We start from the raw sequence: 11,159 nt of genomic DNA on the forward strand, positions 1-11,159 counted from the left end.
GTCCAACGCGTTGCGCCGGTAATCTGCGGAACCCTTCATGCGTCTGTTTCACACCTCCGACTGGCATCTGGGACAAACCCTGCACGGCCAGGAACGCGACTTCGAACACGCCTGTTTCCTTGACTGGCTGCTCGGCCAGCTCAAGCTGCGCCAACCTGATGCGCTGCTGATTGCCGGCGACATCTTCGACACGGTCAACCCACCGGTCAAAGCCCAGGAGCGTCTCTACGACTTTATTGTCCAGGCCCACGAGCAACAGCCGAAACTGAACATCGTGATGATCGCCGGCAACCACGATTCAGGCTCACGCATCGAACTGCCGGCACCGTTGATGCGACGTCTGCGCACCCACGCCCTGGGCCGGGTGCAATGGCTCGAGGACGGTGTCCTGGACAGCGATCGCCTGCTGATTCCACTGACCAACGCGCGCGGCAAGATCGCCGCATGGTGCCTGGCTCTACCCTTCCTGCGTCCGGCCGAAGTTACCGGCGCGCACCTGGGCGACGACTACCTGCGCGGTATCGGCCAGGTACACGAGCGCCTGATCGAGGCCGCGCTTGAGCGGCGCAAGCCAGGCCAGGCACTGATCGCCATCAGTCACGCGCACATGGCCGGCGGTTCGGTCTCGGAGGATTCCGAACGCAGCCTGATCATCGGCAATGCCGAAGCCCTGCCCGCCAGCCTGTTCAGCAAGGACATCAGCTACGTGGCCCTGGGTCACCTGCACAAACCGCAGCGGGTCAACCGCGAAGAGCGCATCCGCTACAGCGGCTCGCCGATTCCGCTGTCGTTCTCCGAAATCGGCTATCAGCATCAGATTCTCGAAATCGAACTCGATGGCAGCCAACTGGCCAGTGTCGAATCGCGCCTGATACCCCGCGCCGTTCACCTGCAACGCCTGGGCCCGGCACCACTGGCGGAGATACTTGAGCAACTGGCCGACTTGCCGGTGGTTGACCTGCTTGATGACCCGCAGCGCCAACCGTGGCTGGAGGTGCGCGTACGCCTGGACGAGCCGCAGCCGGACCTGCGCCAGCAACTGGAAAGCACCCTGCACGGCAAAGCCGTACGCCTGGTGCGCATCGGCGCCGAGTACGCTGGCAGCCGGGAAAGTGAGGAGCTGGATGACACCGCCCTGGTGGAGCTGGGCCAGCTGACCCCGCAGGAACTGTTCAGCCGCGCCTGGGCCCAGGCCTATGGCAACGCCGTGGACGAACAGACCCTGGCCGACTTCGCCCTGTTGTTGCAGGACGTTCAGCAACAAGAGGAACAGCCATGAAGATTCTCGCCATCCGCCTGAAGAACCTGGCATCCCTGGCGGGCCCGTTCGAAATCGACTTCACCGCCGAGCCCCTGGCCAGCGCAGGCTTGTTCGCTATCACCGGCCCTACCGGCGCTGGCAAGAGTACGCTGCTCGATGCCCTGTGCCTGGCGCTGTTCGGGGCGGTGCCGCGGCTGAGTAATATCGGCCGCGAAACCAAGCTGCCGGAAGTCGACAGTGACATCCTCACCAGCGACCCGCGTACCCTGCTGCGTCGCGGCACCGGCAGCGGCTTTGCCGAAGTCGATTTCGTCGGTATCGATGGCCGCCGCTACCGCGCGCGCTGGGAGGCCAACCGCGCCCGCGACAAGGCCAACGGCAAGCTGCAAGGCAGCCGCCAGAGCCTGCACGACCTGGACAGCGAGCGACTGCTGAGCAACCAGAGCAAAGGCGAATACAAGCAACTGATCGAAGCACGCCTGGGCCTGAACTTCGAACAGTTCACCCGCGCCGTGATGCTGGCCCAGAGTGAGTTCAGCGCCTTTCTCAAGGCCGATGACAAGGACCGCAGCGAGCTACTGGAAAAGCTCACCAACACGGCGATCTACAGCCAGTTGGGACGTCGCGCCTACAGCAAGAGCAAAGAGGCCGAAGAAGCTCATAAGGCTCTTGAGGAGCAGGCCGCTGGCGTCATGCCGATGACAGCCGAGGCCCGCGCCGATCTCGACCAACGCTACGACCAAGCCCTGGAGCAGCTCAAGGGCGAACAGGCGCAACTGCGCCAGCTCGAACTGCAACGCGCCTGGCTGACCGAACTGCAGCAACTGCAAGGCCAGGTGCATAGCAGCAACGAACAACTGCACAGCGCCCAGCAACACAGCGACAGCCTGCAGGGCGAGCGCCTGAACCTGGTACGCCTGGAACAATTGGCCCCGCAACGCCATCAGTTCGCCCGTCAGCAGGCATTGAGCAGCCAGCTCTCACCTTTGGCCGCCAGCATCAGCACCTTGCGTCAACAGCACGGCGAACTGCAAACGCGCCAACAACAGTTGCACAACCAACAGCACAACGCCCGGCAGGCGCTGAGCCAGGCCCTGGCCCGACAAAGCGAAAGCACACCCTTGCTGCGCCAGGCCTTTGCCGAGCAGAACACCCTGGCCCGCCTGTCACAGGAGCTAGGCAACTGCCAGACGTTCAAACAGCAGGCAGAGCAAGCCTGCAGCGAAGGCCAACAACAGCTGCTCAACCTCACAGAGCAACAGCGGCTGAGCGCAGAACGCCTCGGCCAGATCAGCGAGAATCTGGCCCAGAGTGCATCCCTGGCAAGCCTGAGCGAAGCCTGGAATGCCTACCGTGGTCGCCTGCAACAGATGATGCAATTGGGCAACCGGCTTAATCAGGGCCGTGCCGAACTACCAAGCTTGCAATCCCGTGTCGATCAGGCAAGCATCGCCCTGAACGAACAGCGCGCCGCCATCGCCCTGCTCTACCACGAAGCCCAGGCCGACCCCGAAGCCCTGGCTGAGCAGATCGGCCTGCTCGGCGAGCTGCTGCAGAAGAATCGCCAGCAGCAACGCCAGATGGAGGAACTCAACCGCCTGTGGAGTCAGCAACAGGAACTGGAACAACGCCTTAACGCCCTGCGCGAGCGCCAGCAGACCGCCCTCAAGCAGCGTGAACAACTGATCAGCGAAGGCCTCAACGGCAAGAACCAGCTGACCGCTGCCGAACAGGCGCTCAATGTCACCCGGCAACTGCTCGAACGTCAGCGCCTGGCCCGCAGCCAGAGTGTGGAAGAATTGCGCGCACAGCTTGAGGATGACCAGCCCTGCCCGGTATGTGGCAGTCAGGAGCACCCCTACCATCAGCCTGAAGCCCTGCTGCAGAGCCTGGGTCGGCATGATCAGGACGAAGAACGCAACGCCCAGCAAACGGTCGATGGGCTGAAGAAGCAACTGGACGAACTGCGCACGCAACTGGGTGGCGTCAACGGTCAGATCAAGGAATACCTGCACCAGCAGGAGCAACTCGCTGAGCAACTGCAAGGCCTGGCGCCCAGCCTGCAGGCACATACGCTGTACCCGGCGTTGTCCGACCAGGAAGTCAGCCAGCGCGCGGCCTGGCTGGAGCTGCAGTCACGCCGCCTGAACGATGACATCAACCGCGACGAACAACGCCAGAACACCCTGCTGACCCTGCAGAAAGACGCCGCCCGCCTGCAACAGCAACTGCAGGCCGCGAGCGAAGCCAGCCAGCAGGCCAATCAGCACCTGCAGCAACAGCAGCAAGCCCTTGGCGCTGACCAGGAGCGTCTGGAGCAGGAGCTGGCCAGCTTCGCCACACTGCTACCCGCCGACACCCTCGATGAACTGCGCCGTGAGCCGGCCGCCGCTTTCCTGCGCCTGGATCAGCAACTGGCCATGCGCCTGGACCTGCTGCAACGGCACAAGGATGAGCAGCACGAACACAACGAGCGCCAGCAAGCCCTGGACAAAGCTCAACTCCAGCAACAGGCACGGATGCAAAAGCAGAAGGAACTTCAAGAGCAATTCGCCGAGCTCGAGCGCCAACAGCACCAGAGCCAAGCCAGCCTCACTGCTCTGCTCGGTGAACAACCCAGCGCCGAGCAGTGGCAGCAGTACCTGGAGCAGGCTGTAGAGCAAGCCCGCCAGCAAGAGACCCAAGCGGGCCAACAGCTACAACAAACCCAGGCACAGCTGATCGAACTGGCCGCCGAACTCAAGGCCAAGGGCGAGCGTTTGAGTGCGCTGGAACAAGAACACGCCGAGGTGCGCAGTCAGATCGAGCAATGGCGCCAGCACCATCCGCAGTTGGACGACAGCGGTCTGGAACAGTTGCTGGCCCTGGATGACAACGCTGTCAGCCAGCTGCGTCAGCGCTTGCTGGACAGCGAGAAAGCCCTGGAGCAAGCGCACATTCTGCTCAAGGAACGGCAACAGCGCCTGGAGCAGCATCAGGCCCTAGCCACACTGGAGCTACCCGCCGAGGCCCTGGAACAAGCCCTGCAAAGCCTGCAGGGACAACTGTCCGCCAGCGAACAGGCCTGCGCCGAGCTGCGTGCCGAACAAGCTGACGACCAGCGTCGCCAACAAGCCAACCAGGCCTTGGCCGAACGAATTGCCCAGGCCTACAGTGAATGGCAACGCTGGGCCCGGCTCAACACCCTGATCGGCTCGGCCACCGGTGACACCTTCCGCAAAATCGCCCAAGGCTACAACCTCGATTTACTGGTGCATCACGCCAACGCCCAGTTGCGCCAGCTAGCCCGGCGCTATCGGCTCAAGCGCGGCGGCAGCCTGCTTGGCCTGCTAGTGCTGGATACCGAGATGGGCGACGAACTACGTTCGGTGCACTCGTTGTCCGGTGGCGAAACCTTCCTGGTATCCCTGGCCTTGGCCTTGGGCCTGGCGTCAATGGCTTCGAGCACCCTGCGCATCGAATCGCTGTTTATCGACGAAGGCTTCGGCAGCCTTGATCCGGAATCGCTGCAACTGGCCATGGATGCCCTTGATGGCCTTCAGGCCCAGGGCCGCAAGGTCGCAGTGATTTCCCATGTGCAGGAAATGCACGAGCGCATCCCGGTACAGATCCAGGTACGCCGCCAGGGTAACGGTTTGAGTACGCTGGAGGTCAGCGGATGATTCTCTACTCGTTCCGTCGTTGCCCCTGGGCCATGCGTGCGCGTCTGGTCCTGCGTTATAGCGAATGCCCGGTAGAAATCCGTGAAGTCAGCCTCAAGGCCAAGCCGGCCGAATTGCTCGAGCTTTCGCCCAAAGGCACGGTGCCGGTATTGAGTGCCGGTGAGCAGGTGCTCGATGAAAGCCTGGATATCATGCGTTGGGCCCTGGCCCGGCATGATCCGCAAGACTGGCTGTTACGCGCCGATCCCCAGGCAGCACAGGCGGCCGATGCGCTGATCACGCGTAATGACCGGGAGTTCAAGGTTCAGGTCAACCTGTATAAATACGCCGAGCGCTACCCGGAGCACTCACGCGAGTACTATCGCCAGCAGGCGCAAGCCTGGCTGGCGGAACTCGAAACGCTACTGGCACAGCGTCCGTACCTGTTCGCCGACCACCCTAGCCTGGCCGATGCCGCCTTGCTGCCGTTGATGCGCCAGTTTTCTGCAGTCGAACCGGACTGGTTCGCCAGCGCGCCCTACCCGCACCTGCGGGCGTGGTTGCAGGGTTGGCTGGAGTCGGCGTTGTTCAAGGCGATCATGGCGCGCTGACGCCTACACCCGCGATTACAATGCCAGAATCGGCGAAGAATAGAGGAACAGCAACACCGCTAGGATTCGCCACTTCATGTCTTTATCCCCTGAGGAGAAGAGTCAAAAATTTAGCGTCAAATTTAATCACGTGGCGATATGCTATTACCAGAATATTTACACGCCTCAGTGCTGCGACTTGTGGTCCAGCGCGGCATAGAAGTTGGCACTTTGTTGCAGGTATTTCTGGGTGTAGCTGAGGGTGGAGGATTTACGCTCGCTGATTTCAACCTGAGCATGAGCAGGCAGGACAACCGAAGCAGAAATGGCAGAAGCGGCGATGACCGGAAAGAGATTGAAGTTCATGGCGCTGACCTCGAAGTCTGTGGTTTGAAGTGGCCGTTGCAGGCCGTAGTCCAAACTTACGCCGCTGGCGCGGCGCACAGAAATTCATTGCAGCAGTAGCCATTATCAAGGCTGTTGATAGTCAGTCGATGAACTTGAGGTCCGACGGCGCGTCCTGAGGCAGCTTCTGCAGCGTTTCACCGAGCATGCCGCTACGCGGGTCGCGACGAATCACCACGATCTCGTTGCTCTTCTGGTTGGCCACCAGAAGGAACTTGCCAGAAGGGTCGATGGTGAACTCGCGGGGATGGTCACCCTCGACGCTGCGCCGTTGCACCTGCATCAACTTGCCGCTGTCTTCATCCACAGCGAAGACCAATAACTCGTTGGCCGTACCGCGGTTGCTGACATACAGAAAACGCCCGTCTGCCGACAAGTGCAAGGCACCTGCGGCCTTGGCCGAGGCGTCGTTCTGCTCGGTCAGCGGCAGGCGCTGAAGCTCCACCAGCTTGCCGTCCTGGTGCTCGAAAGCCACCACTTGCGCGCTCATCTCCAAGGTCAGGTAGGCCTGCTTGCCATCGCTGCTGAACAGCAGATGACGCGGCCCGCTACCCGGCGGCAGGTCGATAGCCGCCGGGTCGGCCGGACTCAGCGGATGTTTTGGACTGGCGCCGTCATAGCGGTAAATAAACACCTTGTCGGCGCCCAGGTCGCTGGCAAACACGTAATGCCCATCAGCCGAGGACACCACCGAGTGCACATGCGGCCCGGCCTGGCGCTGCGGGTTGGCACCGCTGGCCTTGTACTGGTCCTGCTGCACCGAGGCCGCCAATTTGCCGTCCTTGGCCACCGGCAGCACGCTGAGGCTGCCGCCAGGGGTCGGCTGTACACCGTAGTTGGCCACGAACAGGTAGCGCTGGTCATGGCTGAGGCTGGCATGGGTCGGCTCATCGCCGGCGCTGCTGACCTGATTCAGAGGTTTTAAGGTGCCGTCTTTGGCGCTGATGGAAAAACTGCTGGCCTGGCCCTTGCCCGCGCCGTTCTCGTTGACCGCAAAAAGCAGGCGATTGTCGACTGAAAGGGTCAGCCAGGAGGGGTTTTCGCTCTTGAGTACCTGCAACGGCTTGGCGTCGATCTGGCCGCTGTCACTGTTGAACGCGTAACGGTAGAGCCCTTCGCTGGCGCCCTCGGTGTAACTGCCCACCAGCAGCTGCGCGCCGTGGGCGGTGGCACACACACTCATGGCACTAGCGATCAGCAGGGTCGTCAGCTGGCGTTTCATCGTCATCCTCTTCCCGGGCGCTAAAGGCACTCATACAGACTAGTCGATGCTCGGCGGTATCGGCAGCAATCAGCCATTCTTCGCCTTCTGCACGGGCGGCGGCGATTTGCTCAGGGGTGAAGGAGCACTTTTTCAGGGCGCGGCCGTCCATGCATTCGATATGCAGACCGGTTTCGTCGAAGGTGAAGTCAAAGGCGTGCAGGCCGTCGATCAAGAGCATGTCGCAGGACTGCAGGACGTGGGCAAGGGTTGTCATTTAGCGGCTATCGTCAGGTAAAAAATGCATGATACCTGAAAGCATCGCGGGGCAAGCCCGCTCCCACAGAGGCGACCTGTGGGAGCGGCGGTGCGACGACTTGACTTGCCCCGCGATCTACATCAATGGGCGAAAATCGACCCCCCCGCCTTGCCCGCCATTTTCTCCGGATTGATCAGGAATCGCGCCAGCGCTGGCAGCAGCCACAGTGCACCGAACATGTTCCACAGCAGCATGAAAGTCAGCATCAGGCCCATGTCGGCCTGGAACTTGATCGCCGAGAAGATCCAGGTGCACACACCGATAGCCAGGCACAGGCCGGTGAACAGCACCGCCTTGCCGGTGGACTTGAGCGTCTGGTAGTAGGCCTCCTGCAGCGGCAACCCGGCACGCAGGAAGCTTTCCAGGCGACTGTAGATGTAGATGCCGTAGTCCACACCGATGCCGACACCCAACGCCACCACCGGCAAGGTCGCCACCTTGACGCCGATGCCCATGAAGGCCATCAGCGCGTTACCCAGCACCGACGTCAGTACCAGCGGCAGAACAATACACAAGGTCGCGGCAAAGGAGCGGAAGGTGATCATGCACATCACCGCCACACAGATGTACACCAGGATCAGGATGGTCAGCTCGGCTGACTTGATCACCTCGTTGGTGGCCGCTTCGATACCGGCGTTACCGGCCGCCAGGAGGAATTCCAGGCCTTCCTTGTTGTGGGTGTCGGCGAACTCCTGCACCGCCTTGACCGCACGGTCCAGGGTCTCGGCCTTGTGGTCGTTGAGGAACACCAGCACCGGCGCCAGGGAGCAGTCGGCGTTGTACAGACCGTCGGCGCGGGAGATGGAACTGTTGAGCACGTCCGGGTTACGCGACAGGCTTTCCCATTTCAGGTTGCCTTCGTTCATGCCCTTGATCATCTGTTTGGACACAGTGACCAGGGAAATCGCCGACTGCACGCCCGGGGTGTTCTCCATCTTCCACATCAACTCGTCAATCGGCGCCATGGTCGAGTAGATCGAGCAACCCTCGGTCGGGGTCTTGACCATCACCACCAGCACATCGGAGCTGGTCGAGTAGTTATTGATGATGAAGCTGTTGTCGTTGTTGTAGCGCGAATCCGGACGTAATTCCGGCGCGCCCTGGTCGAGGTCGCCGATCTTCAGGTTCTGGCTGTACCAGAGACCACCACCGAAGGCCAGCAGGGCCAGGACGATGGACACCGGCGCGACTTTGGCGCTGGCGAAGTTGGACAGCAAGCGCCAGAACGGATGCTCGCGGGTCGCGTCCTTCTTGCTGCGCTCGATCGCCTTCTTGCTGATACCGACATAGGAAATCGCCACCGGCAGCAGGATCAGGTTGGTGAACACGATCACCGCCACGCCGATGGAAGCGCCGATAGCCAGTTCGCGGATCACGCCAATGTCGATGATCAGCAAGGTGATGAAGCCCACGGCGTCAGCCAGAATCGCAATCATCCCCGGCAGGAACAATTGGCGGAAGGTACGCCGGGCAGCGGTCAGGGCATTATCGGCGTCGCTCGATTGCAGGGCGATACCGTTGATCTTCTGCACCCCATGGGAAATACCGATGGCGAAGATCAGGAACGGAACCAGCATCGAATACGGATCAAGCCCGAAGCCCACCGCATGCATCAGCCCCAGTTGCCAGACCACCGCCACCAGGGTGGTGATCAGCACAGCAATGGTGCTGCGGATGCACCACGTGAACCAGTACAGCAGGATCCAGGTGATCACCAAGGCGATAGCGAAGAACATCGCCACCATGACCAGGCCATCGATCAGGTCACCGACTTTCTTGGCAAAGCCAACGATGTGCACCTTCACATGGGGGTTCTGGGCCTGGAACTTTTCGCGAATCTTCTCCTCCAGCTGATGGGAGAACTGCTGGTAGTCAAGTTTGATCAGCTTGCTCTGATCCTGCGGATCCGGGTAGGACTCCAGCAGCGGCACGTCAATAATGCTCGACTTGAAGTTGTTGCCCACCAGGCGTCCGACCTGCCCGGACTTGAGCACGTTGTTGCGCAGCTGATCGAGGCTGTCGGCCGAGCCGTTGTAGGTGTTGGGGATGACTTCACCGCCGGCGAAGCCCTCTTCGGTGACCTCAGTCCAGCGTACGCTCGGGCTCCACAGCGACTTGAGGCCGGAACGGTCGACACCGGAAATGTAGAAGACCTCGTCGTGAATCTGGCGCAAGGTCTCCATGTAGTCCTTGCTGAAGATATCGCCATCGGTGGCTTCCACCGATATGCGCACGGTATTGCCGAGGTTGGCCAGGTCGTTGCGGTGCTCAAGCATCTTCTCGATGAAGGGGTGCTCAAGCGGAATCATTTTCTCGAAGCTGGTCGAAGGACGGATCTGCGTGGCCTGCCAGAACAGGAACACACTGACCAACAGGCAGATGAGGATCACCACCGGGCGGTTGTTGAAGATCAGGCGTTCGAGCAGCGTCGCCTTGTCCTGATGGTGTTGCTGCTGATTCATGTTGAACGGCTCCTGCTGGGTCATGGCTGCACTCCTTCGGCGCCCTGGGCTGTGGCCAGGTGTACACCGCCCTGGCCGACCAGCACCAGGCCGCCGCCGTTCTTGCCGCTGACGCTTGCCAGGGCAATACGATCCGGGCGGTTGTAAACGCTGAAGGTCTGGCCGTCGTCGTTACTGCGCAGGACGCTGCCGCCGTTGCCGACCAACACCAGGTTGCCATCATCGAGAAGCGTAGCGCTTGCCAGGCCAAATTCGAGGGCACCGCGGGCAGCTTTCAATTCGATCTGCTGCCAACTGTCGCCGAAATCCGTGGAGCGGTAGAGGTTGCCGCGCAAACCATAGGCCAACAGTGTGCGTGGCTGGGCCGTGCCGATCACGCCGAACAGCGAACCCTGGTAGGGACCTTCGAGCTTCTGCCAGGTCTGGCCGTCGTCGCTGGAACGGAACATGCTGCCCTGTTCGCCGACGATGAACAGGCCGGCGTCTTTCACAGCCGCGATGCCGTTGAGGTGGAACTGGTCTTCGTTGTCCAGACGATCGGCGACATCGGCCCACTGCTTACCGCCGTCGGTGGTTTCCAGCAACGCACCGTAGGCGCCCACGGCAAAGCCGTGCTCGGCGTCCTTGAACCAGACATCCAGCAGCGGGGCTTCGCGTTGCAGGTCTTCGAATTGCTTGGTCCAGGTCACGCCGCCGTCAGCACTGGCGAGAATCTGCGCATCATGGCCGACAGCCCAGCCGTGCTTGTCATCGACAAAATACACCGCAGTCAGGAGTTGCCGGGTCGGCACCTTGGATTGGGTCCAGGACTTGCCCTGGTCATCGGAGAACAGGATATGGCCACGATCGCCAACGGCGATCAGGCGATTGCCTGCGCGGGTCACGTCCAGCAACAGGCTCTTTTCGGCATTGGCCGATTCGGTGGAGTAGACCGGCGCCTCGGACGCTGCCGCCTCGACCGTGTTGGCCAACAGCCCCATTGCCAGCACCAGCGCTGCGCTGGCGGCCAATGCCCATGGGCGCGCATGCGCTGCGCCACCGGTACCTGCCATGTACGGCTCGGTCATAGATCTGTCCCCCGATTATTGTTATTTGGGTCAATCTATTTGCAGGTACTGCCAAAAACCGTGTTCCAGAGCCCCGCAAAAGCTGAGAGCCATCCTATCGGGGTTTGTGAAAGGCTGACAACGAACGGGACGTTATCTTTTGTTAAGCAGGGGAATCGCCTGTAGGAGCCGGCCTTGCTGGCGAAGGGGACCGCTGCGCGGTCCATCGCCGGC

Annotated in this window: 8 protein-coding genes; 3 read left to right on the forward strand and 5 right to left on the reverse strand. The window is 61.4% G+C overall.

The window, feature by feature from the left end:
- The first annotated feature begins 37 nt into the window (after window positions 1–37).
- Genes ACRESH_RS14435 through ACRESH_RS14445 form a run of 3 tightly spaced genes read left to right on the forward strand, consistent with a single transcriptional unit; the run spans window position 38 to window position 5,513 of the window.
- A complete protein-coding gene (locus ACRESH_RS14435; protein ID WP_431742635.1) occupies window positions 38–1,279 on the forward strand; it encodes an exonuclease SbcCD subunit D C-terminal domain-containing protein in 1,242 nt (413 codons plus the stop codon).
- Entirely contained in the window at window positions 1,276–4,923 is a 3,648-nt protein-coding gene (locus ACRESH_RS14440; protein WP_431742636.1) for an AAA family ATPase, read from the forward strand. The genes ACRESH_RS14435 and ACRESH_RS14440 overlap by 4 nt, the downstream gene beginning before the upstream one ends.
- Complete coding sequence (locus tag ACRESH_RS14445; RefSeq protein WP_431742637.1) at window positions 4,920–5,513, forward strand: glutathione S-transferase; 594 nt, start codon at window positions 4,920–4,922, stop codon at window positions 5,511–5,513. The genes ACRESH_RS14440 and ACRESH_RS14445 overlap by 4 nt, the downstream gene beginning before the upstream one ends.
- Window positions 5,514–5,678: 165 nt before the next feature.
- On the opposite strand, the gene ACRESH_RS14450 is transcribed toward ACRESH_RS14445, so the two are convergent.
- From ACRESH_RS14450 to ACRESH_RS14470, 5 genes are all read right to left on the reverse strand, one after another.
- Window positions 5,679–5,858, reverse strand: coding sequence for a hypothetical protein (locus ACRESH_RS14450; protein WP_431742645.1), 180 nt, complete (start codon window positions 5,856–5,858; stop codon window positions 5,679–5,681).
- A 121-nt stretch (window positions 5,859–5,979) separates the two neighbouring features.
- Window positions 5,980–7,119 carry a lactonase family protein gene (locus ACRESH_RS14455; protein WP_431742638.1) on the reverse strand — a complete coding sequence of 380 codons (1,140 nt, stop codon included), beginning with the start codon at window positions 7,117–7,119 and terminating at the stop codon, window positions 5,980–5,982.
- A complete protein-coding gene (locus ACRESH_RS14460) occupies window positions 7,085–7,375 on the reverse strand; it encodes a DUF5629 family protein (RefSeq protein ID WP_431742639.1) in 291 nt (96 codons plus the stop codon). The genes ACRESH_RS14455 and ACRESH_RS14460 overlap by 35 nt, the downstream gene beginning before the upstream one ends.
- A 122-nt stretch (window positions 7,376–7,497) precedes the next feature.
- Window positions 7,498–9,879, reverse strand: a complete 2,382-nt coding sequence (locus ACRESH_RS14465; RefSeq protein WP_431742646.1) for an efflux RND transporter permease subunit — start codon at window positions 9,877–9,879, stop codon at window positions 7,498–7,500.
- 20 nt (window positions 9,880–9,899) lie between these two features.
- Window positions 9,900–10,946, reverse strand: a complete 1,047-nt coding sequence (locus ACRESH_RS14470) for a WD40/YVTN/BNR-like repeat-containing protein (protein WP_431742640.1) — start codon at window positions 10,944–10,946, stop codon at window positions 9,900–9,902.
- Window positions 10,947–11,159 lie beyond the last annotated feature (213 nt).

This window comes from Pseudomonas sp., assembly GCF_050739775.1.
GTDB lineage: Bacteria > Pseudomonadota > Gammaproteobacteria > Pseudomonadales > Pseudomonadaceae > Aquipseudomonas.